This is a genomic window from Enterocloster lavalensis (genome assembly GCF_046603895.1).
Classification (GTDB): domain Bacteria; phylum Bacillota; class Clostridia; order Lachnospirales; family Lachnospiraceae; genus Enterocloster; species Enterocloster lavalensis.
Genome location: NZ_CP176637.1, coordinates 5,382,199 through 5,404,130, shown reverse-complemented (window position 1 = coordinate 5,404,130; position 21,932 = coordinate 5,382,199). Strand labels below are relative to the sequence as shown.

Annotated in this window: 13 protein-coding genes and 1 other annotated feature; all 13 genes read right to left on the bottom strand. The window is 57.1% G+C overall.

Features of this window, described 5'->3' with window-relative positions; genetic code table 11:
- Nucleotides 1-85: 85 nt before the first annotated feature.
- Nucleotides 86-721 carry a GyrI-like domain-containing protein gene (locus ACK2JC_RS24340; protein ID WP_227168439.1) on the bottom strand — a complete coding sequence of 212 codons (636 nt, stop codon included), beginning with the start codon at nt 719-721 and terminating at the stop codon, nt 86-88.
- A 107-nt stretch (nt 722-828) separates the two neighbouring features.
- Nucleotides 829-1,332, bottom strand: a complete 504-nt coding sequence (gene greA, locus ACK2JC_RS24335) for a transcription elongation factor GreA (protein WP_227168441.1) — start codon at nt 1,330-1,332, stop codon at nt 829-831.
- Complete coding sequence (locus ACK2JC_RS24330) at nt 1,325-2,599, bottom strand: Wadjet anti-phage system protein JetD domain-containing protein (protein ID WP_320938463.1); 1,275 nt, start codon at nt 2,597-2,599, stop codon at nt 1,325-1,327. Before ACK2JC_RS24330 ends, greA begins: the two co-directional genes overlap by 8 nt.
- Nucleotides 2,481-5,951, bottom strand: coding sequence for an SbcC/MukB-like Walker B domain-containing protein (locus ACK2JC_RS24325; RefSeq protein WP_368271406.1), 3,471 nt, complete (start codon nt 5,949-5,951; stop codon nt 2,481-2,483). The genes ACK2JC_RS24330 and ACK2JC_RS24325 overlap by 119 nt, the downstream gene beginning before the upstream one ends.
- Nucleotides 5,938-6,729, bottom strand: coding sequence for a DUF4194 domain-containing protein (locus ACK2JC_RS24320; RefSeq protein ID WP_320938461.1), 792 nt, complete (start codon nt 6,727-6,729; stop codon nt 5,938-5,940). The genes ACK2JC_RS24325 and ACK2JC_RS24320 overlap by 14 nt, the downstream gene beginning before the upstream one ends.
- Nucleotides 6,710-8,125 (bottom strand): Wadjet anti-phage system protein JetA family protein, encoded by a 1,416-nt coding sequence (locus ACK2JC_RS24315; RefSeq protein ID WP_320938460.1) that lies wholly within the window; start codon nt 8,123-8,125, stop codon nt 6,710-6,712. The genes ACK2JC_RS24320 and ACK2JC_RS24315 overlap by 20 nt, the downstream gene beginning before the upstream one ends.
- 112 nt (nt 8,126-8,237) lie before the next feature.
- On the bottom strand, nt 8,238-10,691 hold the full coding sequence (locus ACK2JC_RS24310; RefSeq protein WP_320938459.1) for a glycogen/starch/alpha-glucan phosphorylase: 2,454 nt from the start codon (nt 10,689-10,691) through the stop codon (nt 8,238-8,240).
- A 127-nt stretch (nt 10,692-10,818) separates the two neighbouring features.
- On the bottom strand, nt 10,819-13,953 hold the full coding sequence (gene ileS / locus ACK2JC_RS24305; RefSeq protein ID WP_368271407.1) for an isoleucine--tRNA ligase: 3,135 nt from the start codon (nt 13,951-13,953) through the stop codon (nt 10,819-10,821).
- Nucleotides 13,954-14,386: 433 nt separating this feature from the next.
- Nucleotides 14,387-15,628 carry a tyrosine--tRNA ligase gene (gene tyrS, locus ACK2JC_RS24300; protein ID WP_368271408.1) on the bottom strand — a complete coding sequence of 414 codons (1,242 nt, stop codon included), beginning with the start codon at nt 15,626-15,628 and terminating at the stop codon, nt 14,387-14,389.
- 93 nt (nt 15,629-15,721) lie between these two features.
- Nucleotides 15,722-15,955, bottom strand: a binding site (T-box leader).
- A 69-nt stretch (nt 15,956-16,024) separates the two neighbouring features.
- The gene (locus tag ACK2JC_RS24295; RefSeq protein ID WP_118756170.1) at nt 16,025-17,377 is read right to left on the bottom strand and encodes a uracil-xanthine permease family protein; all 1,353 of its coding nucleotides are present in this window, start codon (nt 17,375-17,377) and stop codon (nt 16,025-16,027) included.
- A gap of 142 nt (nt 17,378-17,519) precedes the next feature.
- Nucleotides 17,520-18,878 carry an 8-oxoguanine deaminase gene (locus ACK2JC_RS24290; protein ID WP_320938457.1) on the bottom strand — a complete coding sequence of 453 codons (1,359 nt, stop codon included), beginning with the start codon at nt 18,876-18,878 and terminating at the stop codon, nt 17,520-17,522.
- 463 nt (nt 18,879-19,341) lie between these two features.
- On the bottom strand, nt 19,342-20,235 hold the full coding sequence (locus ACK2JC_RS24285; protein ID WP_092367376.1) for a LysR family transcriptional regulator: 894 nt from the start codon (nt 20,233-20,235) through the stop codon (nt 19,342-19,344).
- An 81-nt stretch (nt 20,236-20,316) separates the two neighbouring features.
- Nucleotides 20,317-21,585: an SLC13 family permease gene (locus ACK2JC_RS24280; protein ID WP_166434461.1), complete on the bottom strand. Its 1,269-nt coding sequence runs from the start codon at nt 21,583-21,585 to the stop codon at nt 20,317-20,319.
- Nucleotides 21,586-21,932: the final 347 nt, after the last annotated feature.

Genomic DNA, 21,932 nt, shown 5'->3' with positions numbered 1-21,932 from the left:
GCGAAGTCTCATGCCGGGGCTTATACCGTTCGATGAAAGCGAATGCAGGCATCGGGTCCGTTCGCCCAGAGATATAAAACCGGCCCTACCCCTTCATCTTCACCGGATGCCGTATCACCGTCCTCCACTTTTCCGGCGCTGACCGTCTCGGGTCGGACAGATAGATTTCATGGTGCAGGCGGTCTCCGGAGAAATCGTTCTCATACCCGTTTTCCTCTAAAAACGCATCCAGCACGGCCACGGTCGCGGGTTCGTCGTCGTAGGATCCAAGGTGCATAATCTGCACGCACAGCCCCTCGTCAACCGTCAGGAACTCCGCCATGGAACAGTCCAGCTTTTTCTTCCTGGAGGCCTCCTTAACCGCCCAGTCAAAGTCCTCCCGCTTCACGAAATCCGGCAGGCGGATCACGGAAATCCAGTTAAAGCGGCTCTTGTCCGAATAATCCACGCCCAAAGTGCCCTCCTGCCACCAGAAGCCCTCCAGAGGCGGCACCACATACTCGAAAAAGCCCTCGATCCGCCGGGAGCCCTTGTAGCTCATCTTGATGGTGTAGGCCACGGCGTACAGAACGCCCACCGCACGCTGATAGTCCCCGCCCTCCTGATTGGGATCCCCGCTTCCCCGGACCGCAATGTAGCCCGCCCGCGGCACCGTGACAATCTCCGGTTGATTCCCGGGCATATAAAACTCCCTGTACTCTTTCTTGAAATCAAATGCCATCGGTAATTCCCTCCTTTTCCACTATCATACCACGTCAAACACGACATCCTTCTGTCATGTTATTGAAGTTTACGCGGAAAATCACGTGCCCTCTTTCTGTGCAAGGGTCAGAAGCTTCGCAGCGTCTCCTCCTCGCCCTCGGTGGTGGTGTCGATGGAGCGGATCTCCACCTCATAGCCGAAGCGCTCGTCCACCTTCACATACACCGTCTCCCCCACCTTGTGGCCCAGAAGCGCCTTGCCCAGGGGGGAGTCGATGCTGATCAGCCCCTTCAGGGAATTTCCCCGCACCGTGGTGACGATCTTGTAGCGCTCTGTCTCGTCGTCCTCGGGAATGTACACCTCCACAGTGTCATTGAGGCCCACCTCGTCCGAGGAGGACTTGTCGGAAATGATCTTCGCAGTCTTGATCATGCGCTCCAGATAGCGGATGCGGCTCTCGTTGCGGTTCTTGTCCTGCTTGGCCGCCTTGTACTCGAAGTTTTCGCTCAAATCCCCGTGAGCCCTGGCCTCCTTCACCGCCTCCAGGCATTCCTTGCGCACCACCAGCTTCCGGTGCTCGATCTCCTCCATCATCTTGTCGATGTCGCTCTGAGTCAGTTTGTCATACATGGGTTTCCTGCCTTCCTTCCAAAAGATTTTCCTGTTCAATTTCCAGCCCGTACCGTAAAATACAGGCTTTTAACTCCTCCAGCTCCGGCACGCCCAGGGCCAAAAGCTTCTTACGTTTCTCCTCCTCCAACGGAATTCCCGCCCCGGCCAGACGGCAGCGCTCAAAGCTCTCCGCGTCCATGTGTAACGGCTTCACCTGCGCAAATACCTTTTCCTTCATGAACCGGAAAATGCGGATTCCGCCGTAGTCCATATCGCTCCAGTGTAGAAATTCCGTCTCCGCCCCCGCAAGCTCTACCGCGCTGCGCAGGAAACGCCGCTCCTTGGGCGAAAAGAATCCATGGCAGTAAATGTACAAGGTATCCCCGCTGTACTCCATGGACTCATAATTCGCTTTATTCTCAATGGTGATAATGCGCCGGACGCCGGGCAGTCCCGCCGGGCTTGCCGCCGCCAGCGTGCGTGCGTTGAGCACCATCCCCAGTGGAAAAGATTCCCCGGAGGCCAGGCGGCGCTTCCCCTCCCGGTCCGGCGTGTCCACCAGAAGCGGCCCCTTACATTCCATCTGCTGGGAATAGCTCATGATTCCGTACTCGGCAAACACCTCGTCCTCTTCCATGCCGTCTTCCACAGCGGAGCCGTAGCGGCAGAGCTTGCGCAAAACCGGTTTCCGCAGATACTTCCCAAAATACTTGGCGTTTCCGAACACCCGGGCGCTGAACTGAGTCTCCCACAGGCTCTCCCGGTTGTCCGCAACCGCGTTGAGGGCCCGAAAAAAGTCCTCGTTCTCAACGTATTCCGGCAGACTTCCTTTCCCGATCTGCTCCAGCAGCTTGTCGTAAAAGGGCTTAAAATCCTCATTCTCTAAATCCGCCCGGTACTGCCTCACCAGACTCCCCGCCCTGGCCAGCGCCTCCCTTGGATCGGGAATCCCGGCCAGCTCATACATCCGGCCCACGTCCTCCAGGCGGTAGTGGATTCTGGCGATATCGTTTCTCATCTCACGCCAGTCCACCGCGATCAGCCCACTTCCCTCCAGGACGGCCGCCTGTTCCAGCAGCTCCCGCTTTCCCACGGCCTCGATGGCCTCCTGGGTGATCTGTGGGTGGCGCTCCCCGGACGAGGCGCCGGTCCGCCAGCCCGGGGTATTATTCTGTTTCAGTATCCATTCCAACAGCGTCATTTTCCCGCTGCGGCTCTCGCTGCTGCCTTTGCTCCGTTTCCCGGTCCGTTCCTTGCTCCGGCTCTGATTCGTTTCCCTGCTCATCCGATCCCTCCAGCATATCCAGATAGCTTCCCTTGTCGATCATCAGCATGGAAATCTGATTCTTGTATCTGCGGAAGCCGTACACGCAGTCCACATTTTTCACCAGGGTCATCAGGCGCTCGTCCGGCACGCAGATGATCACCTGAAGTCCCAGCTTTCTGGCGTAATTTAAACACACCGAACTTCTGGTCTTGTCCATCTTGGAGAAAGCCTCGTCCAGCAGCACGATCTTGATCCGGCTGTCCCGGTGGTTCTGGTGGGCGAACAGCAGGGCAAAACCCGCGAACAGCGCCACGTACTTGGGGTTCTGGCCCTCGCCGCCGGAGTCATTTCCCGCCATCTCATCCACGGGAATCCGTTTCTCCTGGCCGCTCTCATCCATTGTCACCTCATACATGTTGAAGGTCAGATAATTGCGGTAGTCCGAGAACTTCTCCATCTCCGCCCGCTTTTTGGCGGATTCCCGCTCGTCCCCGGTGCGGTCCGGGATGAACTTCTCCACCAGCAGGCTGATCTCCCGCTCATACTTCCGCTCAAACACGTCGTCCCCGAAGCTGATCTGCCCCTCCACGTCGTCCTCGTTCACCACCTTGCTGTCCAGCTCCGGGGCGGTGAGCATCTCATAGAACTGGCTGTTCTCGTTGGACGCGGGCGTGATACCGATCTTGTACACGCTGTCCGAAAATGCCGTGGCGCCCAACACCCGGTTGACCTCCCGCACCTGTCGGTAAGCGGCTTTGATGTCCCCGTGGATGGTGGCGATCACGTTGTCCCGCAGGCTGCGGTATACCTCCCGGCATTTGCGCTCGAACTCCTCCTTATACTCCTCCACATACTGGCGGCTGTAGCGCTCGTACAAATCCTCGTAGGGCCTGTTGGACTCCTCGGTGCCCGTCAGGCCGCAGGCGCTGTAGGCCAGGTTGAACTTCATCCGCGCCGCCTGGCGCTCCCCCGTATAATTCTCCACATCAGACTTGGCGGACTCCAGGGCCCGGGCCGCCTCCGCCCGGTAACCGTTTAAGCTGCGGCCCTGCAGGCGCTCCGCGATCCGTTCATCCTCGGCCCGGTTGGGGGTAAAGCCGTACTCCGCCTCCGCGTGCTGGGCCTTCTGGTTGCGCAGGTCCGCCTCGATGGTGCCCAGCTCCCGCTCCGCGGCCGCGAACTCGTTCCCGGCCCGGGTGTACTCGTCCTCCTTGAGGGCGTAGCGCTTTTTCGTCTCCTCCAGGCGTTCCCGCAGCTCCCGCATGGCGCCCTGCTCCAGCTCCGAAATCTCCCGGGCCAGCTTCTCCCGGCGGAGTTCGTGCTTCTTTTGCTCCTTCTCAGCCCCGGCCAGGTCCAGATAATAGTCGTTCTCCTGGGACAGATTTTCGTAGCTCCGTGCCTGTTCCAGGGCCGTGATCCGCCCGGTCAGCTCCCGTCCGGTCTCCTCCAAGGCCCTCACCTCCGCTTCCAGTTGGTCGATGCGGGACTTGGGGATGGTCTTGCCGATGCAGGCGTTGTCCCGGTAGTCCTTGCTGAGCAGGTGACGCAGGGTATAGTTGCTGTAGGAGTAGCAGTCCGCGGTCACACCGTCGCGCACCTGCTCCAGCTCCTCCACGGTCCGGCATTTGATCACCCTTCCCAGGAAATGCCGCAGGCAGGCGTCCACATAGTCCACATCGGTCTCCACCGCCTCGTAGAGGGCGTTTTCCCTGGCCTCCTGCCCGTCCCTCACGATATTGGCCACGTGGAGCAGGTCCACATTTTCGAATTGCTTCATCTCCCGAAACAGCACGGCCGCGGTGTGGGAAAATGCCGGGGGTGTGATCAGGCTGTATTTCACCCGCCCCAGACGCCCCTCCACGGCATCCTTCCACTCCGGGTCCCGCACGTCGAAGGTGTCCGCCAGGATGCTGACCCTCACCTTGGAGCCGGTTTCCCGGTACAGGGCCTGCTCCAGCTCCCGCCTGGCCTCCTTTAAGCCCGGCCGGTTGCGGTAGGACTTCTGGCCGCTCTTCCAGTCCGCCAGACGGTCCCGTTTCTCCTTCAGCTCGCGGTTTAAGTCCCTGCGCTCATCCGCCAGGTTGTCCCGGGCCTCGTTGATCTCCTCCATGGTCTCCTTGAGGGCGGTCCGTAAGGTCTCCAGGGTATCCGCGTCCGCCTTCCGGTCCCGAAGATCTTCCATGGACTGGAGCGCGGCGTTGCTGACCAGATCGTAGACAGCCTCATTTTCCTCCCATTTGGACAGGGAGGCCACGAAACGGTCCCAGGCGGCGCAGTTGCGGTTTAACAGGACGATCGTCTCGTCCAGCTGGGCCAGCTGTTCCTTCATTTTCCCGTAGTCGCTGGCCTTTAAGCTGGACTCGGTCTCCACCAGCTCCCCGTGAATCCGGTCCATCTCCGCCTTTAACAGGTCCCGCTTCTGGGCCAGGGAGGCCCGCAGCAGGGTTTTGCCGGACCGCTCTGCCTCCAGCCGCGCAAGCTCCTCCTCAATGGCCGTCAGGCGCAGGCGCTTTAAAATGTACTCGTTCTGGAGCACGGCGGCCTTTGCCACCGTCAGCCTGCCGTCGGACTCCCGCACGGCGGCCAGCAGGTCGATCCGCTTCTCCATATCCAGCACCGTGTCCCGGATATCGGTGTAATCCCCCAGCTGGCGGCTGATCTTCTCGATGGCCTCGCTGCTGCTCTTGGGGAACATGTAATCCTTGATAAACTGACCCACGCCGTTGGACATTTTCAGGGCTACGGCGCTCTTCTCCATGGTGATGAAGCGCTTGCCGTCGATATAGCCGAAAATCTGGTCGTACAGCGCGGTCTGGTAGGCGTCGTTGGTGGGGTAGGTGCGGTTGATGTCCTCCCCCCGCAGACGGCCCCTAGGGTCCTTCTGGTGCCTTTTTACCAGATCGCCGATCTCCTTCACCATCAGGGGAATCCCATCCTCATTGCGATACAGGCAGTCATCCAGCATGCCGTCATGGGAGAAAAAAGCGTATTTGTTGATGTCCCGGTCCCCGGAGCGCACGTCGAAGGCCACGCCGATGCAGCGGTAGGACTCGTCCTGGGTGTCCCGTATCTCCATCACCAGATTGGCGCAGAAATCCCGGTTTCCGCGGTTGGAGGTGCCGTCCTTCTGGGCGCCCCGCAGATAGGTCATCACGGTACGCCGGTTCTTCTCGTCCGCCGCTTTGTTGAGGAAGTTCTGGGACAGGCTGCCGTAGAGCAGCACCTGGACGGCGTCCATGACCGTGGACTTGCCTGAACCGCTCATGCCGGAAAACAGGTTCACGTACTCGTTGAACTCCATCACCTGGTGGCCGATTCCGCCCCAGTTGTTGATACACATGCGGGTAATGATCTTCTTACATGGTTTCATCCTGGGTATCTCCTTCCTGGGTCCGGCCCGGCGCTTCTTCCTGGATCAGACCGGACGCTGCTTCCTGGGCCAGGCCAAGCGCTGCGTCCCGAGCAGGGCCAGGCGCCCCTTCCCGGGCCTCCCCGCCCTGCTCCTCCAGCCTCAGCCGCTCCTGCAGCAGCCCGTCCGCGGCCTCCTCCTCGCGCTTTTTATACCTCTGGTACAGCTCCGTCACCGCCGCGCCCCGGCAGAACACGTTGATCATGTTGTACAGATAAATGGGCGTGTCGTCCTCCAGATCGCCGATGGCGCAGGGGATTTCCAGCATCTGGTGGGTTTTCATCACGGAGACGGCCTCGTAGACCTCCCGGTCCGTCAGCTTCCGGTTCAGTATCCCCGTGTCCACGCCGTGACGGCGCACCTCCTCCAGGTTGGTCACCGTGGCCTTAAGCCCCTCCCCCATGATCTTTTCCTTGTAGATCAGCTTCATCAGCAGAATAAAAAGCGTGGTGGTCTCGCTGAACTTTTCCAGCCCAACCCCGTCGCCGGACAGGCGAAAAAAATGGTCCTGGGGATCAAACACCAGGGTGCAGCCCATAATGTCGAAATAGTCCGTCAAAAATTCCCTGTGCCGCATGCAGACCCGGTAGCGCGGATTATCCTTCAGGCAGTCCCGGTCCGTGTCGTACTTGGTCTCAATGATGCAGCTCTGGCGCATCAAATCCCGGATGGTTCTCTTCAGTTCCTCCGCCTCCTGGGGCGTTAAGCTGTTCACGTACTCAATCATCGCTGTTCTCACTCTTCTCCATGGTGAATTTTGTGTATTTGCAGCCGAATTTGCGGATGGGTTCGCTGTCCGTACCGGTGATCCTCATGCCGCCGTCCCCGGCCGCCGCGTCCCGCCAGACAAACAGCAGCTTTTCCAGGTCCGCCACGCCAGAAACCGTGTCCTCCGTGACCGAAAACGCCCCGCCGCGGCTGTTTTTGCGAATAAACGCGTCGATCTCCTTCTGGGTATACTCCGGGCGCACCACAAAGTCCGTCAGATCGCTGCTGTCCGGGGTGACGGGAAGCTCCGGCGGCGCCGGTTCAAAGGCCCGCTTCTCATCCCGCCTGGCGTAAAAGCTGTTCTCCCCCACCACACGGCTGAGGGCCGTCAGAGCGTAGCTCTCCCCCAGCTGCGCCAGAATCTCCTCCTGGTCCGGGCTGCGGCGCAGCACGCCGATAAAGGCCATCAGATTGTCGTCCTCCTCCTCGCCCTCCCGCAGCAGATAACGGATTCTGGCGTTGGCCCGGGCGGCGAACACGGCCTTCTGCTCGATCAGCCGGTTGTACTTCACCTCGATGAAATCGAACTCCCGCAGGGTCTCGTAGACCAGGGAGTCCGCCTCCCGGCTGCGGTCGATGTTCTTGCGGCAGCGCAGCGCCTGGGCGCTCTCCGGCTGCAGGGCGGTTAACTCCCGCTCCAACCGCTCCCTGCGTGCCTCGTTGTCCTCCAGAATCTCCTGCACAATCTCCTTCACCGCCTCTTTGTAGCGGTAAAAGCTGTCCGTGCTGGTGAGCAGAGCGTACTTGCGGCTGTCCGTGTTGTTGATCTCGTCCACCAGCACCTCCTGGATGCCGCGGATATCCTTCTGCCTGGACAGCTCGTCAAAATAGCTGCGCATGCCGTCCTGCATGTTGGACAGGAGCTGCAAAAGCCGCTTGGAGGCGTTTAAAGCGTCCCCCAGGATTTCCACGTCCTTCTCCCGGTCCGTCAGGTAGGTGTGCAGCAGACTGTAGACCGAGCGGATGCTCTCGTGGCTCAAATCCTCCTCCTCGCTCCACAGCTTGCGGAAGGTCTCCAGGTAGGTCAGGCTGTAGCCGGGAAAGGAGTAAAAATAACTGTTGGTCCGCTCGTCGAAATCCCGCTTCAGCCACCCCCACTGGGCCAGATTGTACAGAAAGCGGGTGGAGCCGGGGCTGTAAACCAGGCTGTCCCCCTCCTCGAACTCCTCGTCCTCGGAGGGAATCAGGCCCTCGGCCTCCATGCACTCGTCGATCACGGCCCGGCACTCCGCCTCCGTCAGGCAAAGCGCCGAGTAAAGCCTGGTGGTCTCCTCGTAAATGGCCAGCAAAAAGCATATGTAATTGTCCCTGTATTTGCTGGCGAACAGCTTATAGAAATCTCCCGGTATTCTGTCTTTCAGTCTCATGGGGAAGCTCCTTTCGCGTCCTGGCCGCATTCTGCCCGCGGCCTGCCGCACCGACTCCAAGGGGCTGTGCCCGTTCTCGCTGCGGCACAGCCCCCTGTAGCTTGTCATTTACTTACATTTCAACCTGTACCTTGCTCAGGTGCCAGATATCTCTCACATATTCCTCGATGGTTCGGTCGGAGGTGAACTTTCCGCAGTGGGCCACGTTGAGGATGGCCGACTCCGCCCACCAGGCCTCGTCGCGGTACGCCCGGTCCACCTTTTTGTGGGCCTCGGCGTAAGACCGGAAATCCTTCAGAATAAAGTAGGTGTCCGCCCGGTCGCTGCTCTTGGTGTTTAACAGGGAGTTGTAGATATCCCGGAACAGCTCCGGATCCTGGGGTGAGAAGTAGCCGTTGATCAGCTGCATCAGCACCCGGCGGATGTCCTGGTCGTTGTTGAATATCTCCATGGGGTTGTAACCGCCGTTGTTCTCATAGCGGATCACCTCGTCTGAGGACATGCCGAAGATGAACGCGCGGTCCGCTCCCACTTCCTCCACGATCTCCACATTGGCTCCGTCCATAGTGCCCAGGGTCAGGGCGCCGTTGAGCATGAATTTCATGTTGCTGGTGCCGGATGCCTCCTTGCTGGCCGTGGAAATCTGCTCGCTGACGTCCGCCGCCGCGAAGATCAGCTCCGCGTTGCTTACCCGGTAGTCCTCGATGAACACCACCTTCAGCCGCCCGTTAATCGTCTTGTCGTTGTTGATCACATCCGCCACGGAGTTGATCAGCTTGATGGTCAGCTTGGCTCGCTTGTAACCCGCCGCAGCCTTTGCTCCGAAGATGAAGGTTCTGGGAACCATATCCATATTCGGGTTATCCTTCAGCTGATTGTACAGGTACATCACGTGGAGAATGTTCATCAGCTGGCGCTTGTACTCGTGCAGGCGCTTGACCTGTACGTCGAAAATGGAGCGCGGGTCCACGTCCACTCCGTTGTGCTCCTTGATGTATTTAGCCAGGCGGATCTTGTTCTGGTACTTGATGTTCATGAACTCCTGCTGGCACTTGTAATCGGAGGCGTAGATCGCCAGCCTTTCAATGTGGGGCAGGTTGGTAATCCACTCGTCGCCGATCTTATCCGTCACCCAATCCGCCAGCAGGGGATTGCCGTGGAGCAGGAAGCGGCGCTGGGTGATGCCGTTGGTCTTGTTGTTGAATTTCTCCGGCATCATCTGGTAGAAATCCTTCAGCTCCTCGTTCTTTAAGATCTCGGTGTGCAGTCTTGCCACGCCGTTGACGGAGAAGCTGGCCGCGATGGCCATGTACGCCATCTTCACCTGGCCGTCGTAGATGATCGCCATCTTCTTGACCTTCTCGTAGTTGCCCGGGTACTTGGACTGGATCTGCTCGATGAAGCGGCGGTTGATCTCCTCCACGATCTGGTAAATTCTCGGAAGCAGGCGGGAGAACAGCTCGATGGGCCATTTCTCCAGGGCTTCGGACATGATGGTGTGGTTGGTGTACGCGCAGGTCCGGGTGGTCACCTCCCACGCCTCATCCCAGGTCAGGCCCTCCTCATCCAGCAGGATGCGCATGAGCTCGGGAATGGTCACGGTGGGGTGGGTGTCGTTGAGCTGGAACACCACCTTGTCGTAGAACTTGCGGATATCGTCGTGTTTCTCCTTATATTTCTTGACCGCGCGCTGCACGCTGGCGGAGATGAAGAAATACTGCTGCTTCAGGCGCAGCTCCTTGCCCGCGTAGTGGTTGTCGTTGGGGTAAAGCACCTCCACGATGGTCTTTGCCAGGTTCTCCTGCTCCACCGCCTTCTGGTAATCGCCCCGGTCAAAGGAGTCTAAGTTGAAGGTGTTGATGGGCTGGGCGTCCCAGATGCGCAGGGTGTTGACCACGTTGTTGCCGTAGCCGATCACCGGCAGGTCGTAGGGAACCGCCATCACGGACTGGTAGCCCTCCTGGATAAAGCGGTTTCTGCCGTCCCGGTTCTCGATGCGCACGTAGCCGCCGAACTTTACCTCGGTGGCGTACTCCGGGCGGCGGATCTCAAAGGGATTGCCGTCCTTCAGCCAGTCGTCCGGAACCTCCACCTGGAAGCCGTTCTCGATCTTCTGCTTGAACATGCCGTAGCGGTAGCGGATGCCGCAGCCGTAGGCCGGATATCCCAGGGTTGCCAGGGAGTCCAGAAAGCATGCCGCCAGACGGCCCAGGCCGCCGTTGCCCAGAGCCGCATCCGGCTCCTGGTCCTCGATCACGTTCAGATCGAAGCCCAGCTCATCCAAAACCTCCTTCACCTCTTCCCTTGCGCAGATGTTAATGATGTTGTTGCCCAGGGCGCGGCCCATGAGAAATTCCATGGAGAGGTAGTAAACGGTCTTTGCGTCCTTTTTCTCGTATTCCTTATGCGTTGCGATCCACTCGTCGATGATCACGTCCTTAACAGCATAGGCCACTGCCTGAAACACCTGCTGCGGGGTCGCTTCATCGATGGTTCTGCGGAACATGTTTTTCACATTGTCCAACACAGTGCGTTTAAATGTCGCTTTATCGAAGCCTTTGTTCATGTTCGATCCTCCTGATTCCCCGTCCGCCTCGGGCGGACGTTTTGATGGCACCATTATTTCCAAATAATACCAATCTAAAAGCGGGGTGACGCCACTTATGTTCACCCCGCCTCAAGCTATTCTACCATTATTTCACGGTCTTTTCAACACCAAGCATGACATTTTCCCCGTTAATGTTCCACTCCTTGGCGTATCCGCCGGTCTGGCCCAGGAAAATATCCGTGGCCATAACCTCGCTCTTGATCTGGTCCGCATGGGCCTTGAAGATCTCGGCGATGTGGTCGTTGTTGTCCTGGAAAATGTTGATGCGGTCCATAACCTCGAAGCCGGCTTCCTTGCGCATGGTCTGGATCTTGCTGATCAGCTCGCGGACAAAACCCTCCTCGATCAGCTCCGGAGTCAGGTTGGTGTCCAGCACCACGGTCACATAGTTGTCCTCCTCGGTCACGTAGCCGTCCTTCTGGGCAACGTCGATCAAAAGGTCGTCCTTGGTCAGCACAACCTCCTGGCCGTCATAGTCAAAGGTCAGCTGGCCCTTCTCGTTCAGCTCATCCATGGCAGCGCTTCCGTCGATCTCCGTCAGGGTCTGGCGGATGCGGCCCAGCAGCTTGCCGTATTTCGGCCCCACGGTCTTTAACTGGGGCTTGAAGGTGTAGGACGTAAACGCCCGCACGTCGTCGGTGAAGGTCACCTGCTTCACGTTCAGCTCGTCCTCGATGATCTCCACATAGAAGCGGGACAGCTCGTGGTCGGCCTTCACGTACATCTGCGCGATGGGCTGGCGGTTCTTGATATTGGCGGTATTTCTGGCGGCGCGGCCCATGACCACGGTCTTAAGCACCTCGTCCATGTCGCTCTCCAGCTTTGCGTCGATCCAGCTCTCGTTGACCTCCGGGAAATCGCACAGGTGCACGCTCTCCAGGGCGGAGGGATCGATCTTTCTTACCAGATTCTGGTAAATCTGCTCGGTCATGAAGGGGATCATGGGGGCGGCGGCTTTGGCCACGGTCACCAGGGCGGTGTACAGCGTCATATAGGCGTTGATCTTGTCCTGCTCCATACCCTTGGCCCAGAAACGGTCGCGGCTTCTGCGCACGTACCAGTTGCTCATGTCGTCCACGAACTCCTGGAGGGCTCTGGCGGCCTCGGGGATCATGTAGTTGTCCAGGTTGGAATCCACGGTCTTTACCATGGAATTCATCTTGGACAGGAGCCATTTATCCATCACGGCCAGCTTGTCGTACTCCAGGGTGTAATCCATGGCGTTGAAGCGGTCGATATTGGCGTACAGTACCCAGAAGGCGTAGGTATTCCACAGAGTACCCATGAACTTGCGCTGTCCCTCGGTCACGGCCTTGTCCTGGTAGCGCTTGGGCAGCCAGGGGGCGCTGCAGGTGTAGAAGAACCAGCGGATGGCGTCGGCCCCGTGGGCCTTCAAGGTATCGAAGGGATCCACCGCGTTGCCCTTGGACTTACTCATCTTCTGCCCGTTCTCGTCCAGCACCAGGCCCATAACCACCACGTTCTCGTAGGGGGACTTGTTGAACAGCAGGGTGGACTCGGCAAGCAGAGAGTAGAACCAGCCCCTGGTCTGGTCCACGGCCTCGGAAATGAACTGGGCCGGGAACTGGGACTCGAACAGCTCCTTGTTCTCAAAGGGATAATGGTGCTGGGCGAAGGGCATTGCGCCGGAATCGAACCAGCAGTCGATCACCTCGGGCACCCGCTTCATCTGCTTTCCGCAGTGGGGGCAGGTGATGGTCACGGCATCGATGTATGGGCGGTGCAGCTCGATCTCCTCCGGGCAGTTGTCGGACATGCTCTTCAGCTCTTCGATGCTGCCGATGGAGTGCTGATGTCCGCACTCGCACTCCCAGATATTTAAGGGAGTTCCCCAATAGCGGTTTCTGGATAAGCCCCAGTCCTGGATATTCTCCAGCCAGTCGCCGAAGCGGCCCTTGCCGATGGAATCGGGAACCCAGTTGATGGTATTGTTGTTGCGGATCAGATCCTCCTTCACCGCGGTCATCTTGATGAACCAGGACTCACGGGCGTAGTAGATGAGCGGCGTGCCGCAGCGCCAGCAGTGGGGATAGCTGTGCTCAAAGGCCGGCGCGGAGAACAGCAGGCCCCGCTCCTTTAAATCCTTTAACACCAGCGGATCGGCGTCCTTCACGAACTTGCCCGCAAAGGGGGTCTCCGAGGCCATGTCGCCCTTGGCGTCCACCAGCTGCACGAAGGGCAGGTCGTACTTGCGGCCCACGTTGGCGTCGTCCTCACCGAAGGCGGGGGCGATGTGAACGATTCCCGTACCGTCGGTCAGGGTCACGTAGGTGTCGCACACCACGTAGTAGGCTTTCTTGTGCTGCTTCTCGCAGAAGGGCACGGAGCAGTCGAACAGCGGCTCGTACTCCTTAAACTCCAGGTCCTTGCCCTTGTAGGTCTCCAGAACCTCGAAGTCCTCCCCCAGCACGGTTTCGGACAGGGCCTGGGCCAGATAGTAGGTGTAGCCGTCCCCGGTTTTCACCTTCACATAGTCCTCGTTGGGGTTCACGCACAGAGCCAGGTTGCTGGGCAGCGTCCAGGGCGTGGTGGTCCATGCCAGGATGTAGGCGTCCTCGCCCTTCACCTTGAAACGGGCGATGGCGGAGCGCTCCTTCACGTCCTTGTAGCCCTGGGCCACCTCGTGGGAGGACAGAGGGGTGCCGCAGCGCGGGCAGTAGGGAACGACCTTGAAGCCCTTGTACAGAAGGCCCTTGTCCCAAATCTGCTTTAAAGCCCACCACTCGGACTCGATAAAGTTGTTGTCATAGGTCACGTAGGGATCGTCCATGTCCGCCCAGAAGCCCACGGTATTGGAGAAATCCTCCCACATGCCCTTGTACTTCCAGACGCTCTTTTTGCACTCCTGGATAAAGGGCTCCAGGCCGTACTGCTCGATCTGCTCCTTGCCGTCCAGACCCAGCTTCTTCTCCACCTCCAGCTCCACCGGAAGGCCGTGGGTGTCCCATCCGGCCTTTCTGGGCACCATGTAGCCCTTCATGGCGCGGTAGCGCGGGATCATGTCCTTGATCACACGGGTCTCCACGTGGCCGATGTGTGGCTTGCCGTTGGCCGTTGGCGGCCCGTCGTAGAATACATAGGGCTTGCAGCCCTCTCTCATTTTGATGCTCTTCTCAAAGATGTGGTTGGCTTCCCAGAACATTTCCACTTCTTTTTCCCGTTCCACAAACTTTAGGTCTGTGGGGACTTTGTCATACATTGCCTCTTCCTCCGTTCTTAGAATATAATACTGGGTTTGTTTTATGATGGATGTAAAAAATTCGATAAAAAGCAAAAAAGCTTCCGCCCCGAACAGGACGAAAGCTTAAAAACGCTTCGTTTCACCACCTATTACTGCATACCATCATATGAGTTCCTTTAACGCAGGAATTGCGTCCCGGCCTACTGCGCGGCAAATCCGCGGCCCTTCAACCGGACAGCTCCGGAGTGATCTTCAGTTCTGCGCTACTTGTACCGGGTTTCCACCCTCCCCGGCTCTCTGTCACGTTCCCACAGGCCTACTGTCTCCATCACAGCTTTTCCTTATTTAACCTCTATATTATAATAACACTGTGTGGAAATGTCAACCGGGTATGGCATAACTTCTTTTGTAACCCGGGACAAAACACATCAATTTCAGATAAAATTCCAAATTACGGCGCCTCAATCTTAAAGATATATTTCTTGCCAATCCTCAGAATGTTACCACCGGCATTTAAATTGATATCCTTTATTTCAACAACCCGGTCTCCGTTCCATTTAACACCCCCCTGTTTGGCCAGACGTCTGATTTCGCTTTTCGATTTGAATTTTCCGGTTTCCAATAGTGCGGCTAAGATCATTTCCTCCAGATTATCTTCATTTCCGATATGCAGGATTTCAATATCTTCCGGAATCAAATCCCTCTGGAATACGTCGATAAATCGTCTCCGCGCCGCGGCGGCCCCGTCCTCTCCACAGTACAGCTTTGTAATCTCGTAAGCTAACTCCATTTTTATATCGCGGGGATTCTCGCCCTTCTCCAAACGCTTCGCGATCTCGCCCACTTCATCAGGATGTATATCCGTGCATAAATTATAGTATTTTAGGATCATATTGTCCGGTATCTTCATCACCTTTTCATAAATCGTATGGGGCGCTTCATCGATACCGATATAATTTCCTAAACTCTTGCTCATCTTTTCAATTCCATCAATGCCTTCCAGCAGCGGCATAAATAAAGTGAGCTGCGATTCCAAACCGTAATCCTTTTGAATATATCTCCCCATCAGAATATTGAATGTCTGATCAGTGCCTCCCAGCTCGATATCTGCTTTAATGGCAACCGAATCATAGGCCTGCATCAGCGGATAGAAAAACTCGTGAATTGAGAGCGGCAGGTGATTCGTGTATCTTTTGTGAAAGTCGTCCCGTTCCAGCATTCTGGCCACGGTACATTTCGATGCAAGCGTAAGGATATCCGCAAAATTCATTTTCTCAAACCATTCGCTGTTATACCGGACTTCCGTCTTGTTTTGATCAATAATCTTAAAAATCTGATTCTGATACGTTTGCGCGTTGATTAATACTTCCTCCTCCGTTAATTGCTTTCTGGTTTTCGATTTCCCCGTAGGGTCTCCAATTCTTCCCGTGTGATCGCCAATGATAATCACCGCTTTATGTCCCAAATCCTGTAGCTGGCGGATTTTTCTTAATACCACGGAATGCCCCAGATGAATATCGGGAGCGGACGGGTCAAGTCCTAACTTTACGATCAAAGGCCGGTCCTCGTCTGCTGCCTTCTGTAGCTTTGCGCGGATCTCCGAAACCGCCGTATGCTCTGCTACCCCCTTGAGCATAACTTTAATCGCATTCTCAATATCCTTCTCTTTTTCACTAAAATTATTTTCTCCCATCCTTTTCTCCTCCCAATCATTTCATGCAACCGCCCGCAGGCTACGCCAGCGGACCATTGCATTCAATAAAAAAACGCCCTCTCTATAATATATAGAAAGGACGAATTTCATCTCGTGTTACCACCTTCATTCATTTTATTCTCGCGAATAAAACCTCTGCAAGTATATAAAATACTCGTTGCTGTAACGGGCAAACCCGGATTCTCCTACTAAAAGTTCAGATAACGGCTCAAAGACGTATTCGCATTCATCCAATCGGAGTTTTTCACCGGCCAACTCTTCTCTGAGATTTTCATAAATGTTACTAATTCTTGTCATAGCCTTTACACCATATGATTTTATTCATGATACTAAAATCGCCGCTGCTTGTCAACCCCGGATTTTCTAAGCGCCCGTTCAGCCATTTGCCCGGGCGATTTTCGCCGCCCCGGCCTCCCGCTCCTCCTCCGCCTCCGGCAGAATCAGGTTCAGGGTCACGGCGGTGATGGTGGCGATCACAACCGCGGACTCCCCGAAAATCGTCCGCGCCCAGTCCGGGAACAGCGCCAGGCAGCCGTTTGCCTGGATCACGCCGATGCCTAAGGCCACCGCAAGGCCCACCACGGAGGTATTTCTGGCCGTCAGCTTCTCCTTTGTGATCAGCTTGATTCCGGTCATTGCGATCATGGCGAACACGGAAACCGTGGCTCCTCCCAGCACGCAGGAAGGGATGGTGGTCAGCAGGGAGGCGAACTTGGGGATGAACCCTGCAGCCAGAATGATCAGGGCCGCCAGGCCCAGCACGCAGCGGTTCACCACCTTGGTCATAATCACGATGCCCACGTTCTGGCTGAAGGTGGCGGTGGGCAGTCCGCCCATAAACGCGCCGATGATGCTGGCGATTCCGTTTCCGATGATTCCGCCGCACATCTCCCGCTCCTCCGGCTCCCGGTCCAGGCCTCCGCCCGCCGTGGAAGTGAAGTCCCCGATGGCCTCCACCGAGCTGACGATGTACATGATGAGCATGGAAATGATGGAGGTCAGCTCGAATTTCATACCGAAATGCATGGGCATGGTGAACTGGAACCAGCCGGCCGCGTTTACATTTTCAAAGGACACCATGCCCATCACAAGGGCCAGGGCATATCCGAAGATCATACCCATGAGTATAGAGGCCAGCTTACAGATTCCCCTGGTAAAATAGTTGAAGAACAGCACGATTGCCAGGGTGACCACGGCCACCAGCCAGTTCCTGGGGCTTCCGAAATCCTCGGCTCCCACGCCGCCCGCCATGTAGTTTACCGCTGTGGGATAGAGGGACAGACCGATGGTAAATACCACCGTGCCCGTGACCAGGGGCGGAAACAGCCTGGTCAGCTTTTTGTAGAACAGCCCCACCGCCACGGCCGCCAGGCCGCCCACCAGCTGAGCCCCGAAAATGGTGGGCAGGTCAAACCTGCTTCCAAGGGAGATCAAAAGCGGTATGTAGGCGAAGCTGGCCCCCATAATCACCGGAAGCCCCGAGCCGCAGAACCGTCCCAGCGGAAACAGCTGGAGCAGGGTGGCGACGCCCGAGATCAGAAGCGCCGACTGGATCAGGATGATCTGCTCGGAGGCCTCTAAGCCTGTAACCCCCGCCAGGATAATCGCCGGGGTCACGCAGCCCACGATCATGGCCACCACGTGCTGCATGGCCAGGGGAAGGGCCTCCAGCAGGCGGGGCCTTCCGTTTAATTCCGTTACCTTTGCATATCTGTTATGATTTTCCATATCTATGTTCACACCTCTCTGTTATGCTGGCCTTTAGCCCGGACGGAGCCTGCGCCCCCGCGTTCTCTTGCGGGCGGGCGGCTTCACAGCAGCAGAGCGGCGGCATCTCCCGCCGCGTCTGCGCTTCCGGCCGGGAAAATGCTTATCCGTTTATATAGTTTTCAACAGCCGCGTTGGCTTTCTCCACAATCCGGTCCTCGTCCACGTTGACCAGCCTTCCGTCCCGGACCACAATCCGTCCGTTCACCACCGTGTAGTCCACGCTGCCCTTCAGGCCCACCGTGCAGAGGGCCGAGGCCGGATCGAACTGCGCGCCCACCATCTCGATGCGGTCAAAGTTCACCAGGAAGAAGTCCGCCGCCATGCCGGGACTGATCTGGCCCAATTCGTCTCTCCCGAGAATCCGGGCGCTGCCCCTGGTGGCCAGCTTTAAAATCTCATAACCCGACGGCGCTTTTCTGCTCCAGTTCAGCCGGTGCAGCAGGTAGGCCACCCGCATTTCCTCCAGCAGGTTCGACCCGTCGTTGCTGGCGGAGCCGTCCACAGCCAGTCCCACCGGCACGTCCAGCTCCAGCATCCGCGGGATCAGCGCCACGCCGGAAGCCAGCTTCATATTGGAAATGGGGCAATGAGCCACGCCGGTCCGGGTTCTCGCCAGAAGCTGTAATTCCTGGTCGTTAAAATGGATTCCGTGGGCGTACCACACGTCCGGCCCGGTCCATCCCAGACTTTCCATGTACGCCAGAGGCCGCATCCCGAAGTAGGACAGGGTGAACTGCTCCTCATCCCTGGTCTCCGCCAGGTGGGTGTGGAGCCGCACGCCCAGCTTCCTGGCCAGCACCGCGGACTCCCGCAGAAGCTCCCCGGTCACGCTGAAGGGGGAACAGGGCGCCAGGGCCACCTGCCCCATGGAATACCGGCTGCCGTCGTGATATTTTTTCACGGCCAGCTCCGAATCACAGAGAATTTCATCCACCGTCTGAACCACGCTGTCCGGCGGAAGCCCGCCGTCCTTCACGCTTAGGTCCATACTGCCCCTGGTGGCGTGAAACCGCATGCCAAGGGCCCGGGCCGCCTCAAACTGGGCGCCCATCAGGTCGCCACCTGCCCCTTTGGGGAACACGTAATGGTGATCCAGGCAGGTGGTGCACCCTGTTTTTAACAGCTCGCCCATACCGGTGAGCGAACTGTAATAAACCACGTCCTCATCCACGCGCTTCCATATTTCATATAAAGTTTTTAACCATGGAAACAGCTCCATGTTCTGTACTTGTGGTAAATTGCGGCTGAACGTCTGATATAAATGATGGTGTGTATTGATCAAACCCGGATACATCACCATATGAGATGCGTCAATCACATCCTCCGCTGTCCCTTCCACATGCCCGATGGCCTCAATTACTCCATCCCGGACAAACACATCCACCCCGTCAAGCAGTCTGTCATTCGCGTCACATGTCACAAGATGCTTAACGTTCTTTACTAACAGGGTTCCTTTCATGATAACCTCCTGATGTAAATTCCTAAACAATCTTTGCTTCATAGACTATACGACTGGTATACTGCCGGCGGCACGGGTGTCCACGATGCACCCTCATACGCTTTGCGGTATATATGATACCGCCGGTATGCCGCGTGGTCCCAGCTATGTTTTAAACAGCTATATAGATATGATTTTTCGTAACAGTTCAGACGGCGGGAAAATTGGCGCGGAAAGCCGCGTCAAGCTCGCTTGTAAGCGGGTTTTTGTGTCAATTTTCACATCGGATGGACATCCGATGCTTCTTGACCGGTCTTTTTCGGTCAAGAAGATGAGCCGTCTGAACTGTTACGATTTTTCAAAGAACAAATGATACGTTAATAATATAGCAATCTTTGGTCATAAAATCAATGTTCAAAATCTCACAGACTTTTCTAACTATTTTTGTATAATACTAACAAAGTTTTTGATTTTGAGCCTGGATTTATAGATACCGGTTCCGCAGCAGGCGGATCAGCTGCTCCTGAGCGCCCGAGAGCACCGCGTCCTCCCGCCGGATGGCCCCGATGTTCCAGTGGAAGCCGGATTTGCCGATGGAATAGATTCTGGGGATTCGCACCGGGTTCATCATCCGCACCACGGTCTCCGGCACAATGGCCAGGGCCATGCCGCTGGTTGCAAGCATGTAGACGGTCATGTTGTTCCGGGACTCCATCACGGTCCGCGGCTTCACGCCGTGCTCCAGAAAGACAGCGTCCACCGCCCTGCGCAGCCGGTTATCGCCTGTGAGCAGGGCGAAATCCCGCCCCGTCACCTCCTCGATGTCCACCCATGGGCGCACGTTCCCCCGCTCGCAGGGAAGGTCCTCCGAGGACACCAGCAGCAGCTCCTCGTCGTAGAGCACTTTAGCGCACAGGTCCTGGCCGTAGTCGTAGAGCGGAATGATCCCCAGGTCCACCAGACCGTTACGCACGTTGTCCTCCACGGTTCTGCTGCCGGATTCCACGGTTTTTATGGTCACGTTGGGATAGAGCCTTCGAAACTCCGGCAGGGCGAAGGGCAGTAAGGACGTGGCCCGCATGTCGGAAAGCCCAAGACGGATCTCCCCGTCCCGGCTGTTGTTCAGATCGTCGATCTCCTGCCTTAAATTCTCCTCCAGCGCCATCATCATCCGGGCCGTCTTTACATAGTGCTCCCCGGCCTGTGTCAGGGTCAGGGGCGTGGTTCCCCGGTTGAAAATCTTCGCCCCCAGCTCCTCCTCCGCCTTGGAAATAAAATGGCTGAGCGCAGGCTGTGACACGTACAGCTGTTCCGCCGCCCGTGTGATATTCTGACACTCAGCTACTTTTAAGATATATTGAATCTGTTTCGAGTCCACTGTGACACCCCCAGGAATGTTTGCCGTCGCACCGGCTATGCCGGCTTATTCATTGATTATAGCAAACAGGGGAAAATGATGTCAACCGCAGATCACCCGGTAAACGCCCAGGGCCGCCATTGCGACTCCGATCAGCATGCAGATGATGGAAAATACAAACAGCTGCACAAACATCTTGTTCTGGGAGTAGGTTTCCTCCACCTCCGGAAACTGGGAAACGCCTGCCAGAATCAGAGCGCCCGCGGTGGAGATGGGGGTAAATCCGGCCACCGTCCCTCCGATTACCACGCTGGCCATCAGCTCCGCCGGGCCCACTCCGGGCATACCCGCCGCGATTTTACCCACCGTGGGAATCAGCGTGGGGAATACCACGCCCAGACCGGAGGCAAAAAACGACATGACGCCGGCCGCGCCGCAGACCATGGGGGAGATCGTGCGCTCGCTGCTGATCCTGGTGATGGACTCCGCCAGCAGATCCACGCCGCCGGACAGTTTTACAATATTCATCAGCACGCCCACGCCCAGCACCAGGAGAATCGTGTTCCAGGGCAGATCCCGGACCACCTTTTTCTCATCCGCGCAGCCCAGCAGAATCAGCCCGCAGCCGATCACCAGGCTGATCAGGCCAACATTCAACTCAAACACCACCACGCAGAGAATCATCAGGCCCAGCCCGGCCAGGGACAAAATCTGTCTGCCCGAAAATTTCTCCTCCAGGCCCTGCCCGGCCGCCGTGGCCAGCGGTTTGTCAAACTTCCATCCCTTAAAGTAAATGAACGCGCAGGCTATCATCACCAGCTCTGTGGCCCACATGCTCCACATGGCCGGGAGCGTATTTCCGTCCAGCCCCTGCTCTGTCATCAACCCGGCCACCACCACGGCCTCCGGCGTGATGGGGCACATGCGCACGCACTGGGCTCCCATCTGCCCGATCAGGGAGAGCAGAATCGGGTTGATTCCCGCCTTTAACGCCACCGGGATCGCCAGCACCGGCACGATGGCCAGCGTGGGAATCGCGCCCGGCCCCACGCCGGAGAGAATGGCCCCGATGGCGTAGACCGCCACATAGAGCAGGTATCTCCTGTTTCCCGCCAGACCGGTGATCTTTTTGGCCAGCAGCTCCAGGGTGCCGTTGCCGCTGACAATGGCGAACAGGTACATGACTCCGATCATCGTCATGGCCATGGATGAGCTGAAGCCGCCGGTGATCTTCCCCGCCCCGATTCCGTACACAATTCCGATCAGATAGGCCATGGCAATGGCCACGATCCCCACGTTCACCTTTTTCACAAACCCCAGCACAATCGCCGCCGCCAGGGCAATCAATGATACTACCGCCATATTCATCATGAATTCCTCCCTCTGTATTCGCGCTGCATCATAACCTGCAGTGCATACATTTATCCTAGCAGATGATGGCGCTGCGGTAAAATGCATTTTTCAATATGGCAATATATGCCCCCCTTTCGCCATTTTGGGCCGTTCTCTATCCATATGTCACAAAAACTTATATTCCTTTTTATGCACCTTATCCATCACGTTTCCCCGCCCCGCCAGTTCCCCGTTCTCCCCGCCATCCATTTTTTTAATACAGCCATATGGGAATATGAATTTTACAGACTGTATATTGTTCTTTATAATGAACGCAGACGGCAAGACAAACCACCCGACGAACCCAATCAATTTTGTAAAAGAAA

Excerpts from the sequence above, each read along its gene's own strand:
- ACK2JC_RS24325 (WP_368271406.1), bottom strand. The coding sequence starts at position 5,951 with ATGAAACCATGTAAGAAGATCATTACCCGCATGTGTATCAACAACTGG.
- ACK2JC_RS24290 (WP_320938457.1), bottom strand. The coding sequence starts at position 18,878 with ATGAAAGGAACCCTGTTAGTAAAGAACGTTAAGCATCTTGTGACATGT.
- ileS (WP_368271407.1), bottom strand. The coding sequence starts at position 13,953 with ATGTATGACAAAGTCCCCACAGACCTAAAGTTTGTGGAACGGGAAAAA.
- ACK2JC_RS24315 (WP_320938460.1), bottom strand. The coding sequence starts at position 8,125 with ATGAGACTGAAAGACAGAATACCGGGAGATTTCTATAAGCTGTTCGCC.
- ACK2JC_RS24340 (WP_227168439.1), bottom strand. The coding sequence starts at position 721 with ATGGCATTTGATTTCAAGAAAGAGTACAGGGAGTTTTATATGCCCGGG.
- tyrS (WP_368271408.1), bottom strand. The coding sequence starts at position 15,628 with ATGGGAGAAAATAATTTTAGTGAAAAAGAGAAGGATATTGAGAATGCG.
- ACK2JC_RS24310 (WP_320938459.1), bottom strand. The coding sequence starts at position 10,691 with ATGAACAAAGGCTTCGATAAAGCGACATTTAAACGCACTGTGTTGGAC.
- ACK2JC_RS24295 (WP_118756170.1), bottom strand. The coding sequence starts at position 17,377 with ATGGAAAATCATAACAGATATGCAAAGGTAACGGAATTAAACGGAAGG.
- ACK2JC_RS24330 (WP_320938463.1), bottom strand. The coding sequence starts at position 2,599 with ATGAGCAGGGAAACGAATCAGAGCCGGAGCAAGGAACGGACCGGGAAA.
- greA (WP_227168441.1), bottom strand. The coding sequence starts at position 1,332 with ATGTATGACAAACTGACTCAGAGCGACATCGACAAGATGATGGAGGAG.
- ACK2JC_RS24280 (WP_166434461.1), bottom strand. The coding sequence starts at position 21,585 with ATGATGAATATGGCGGTAGTATCATTGATTGCCCTGGCGGCGGCGATT.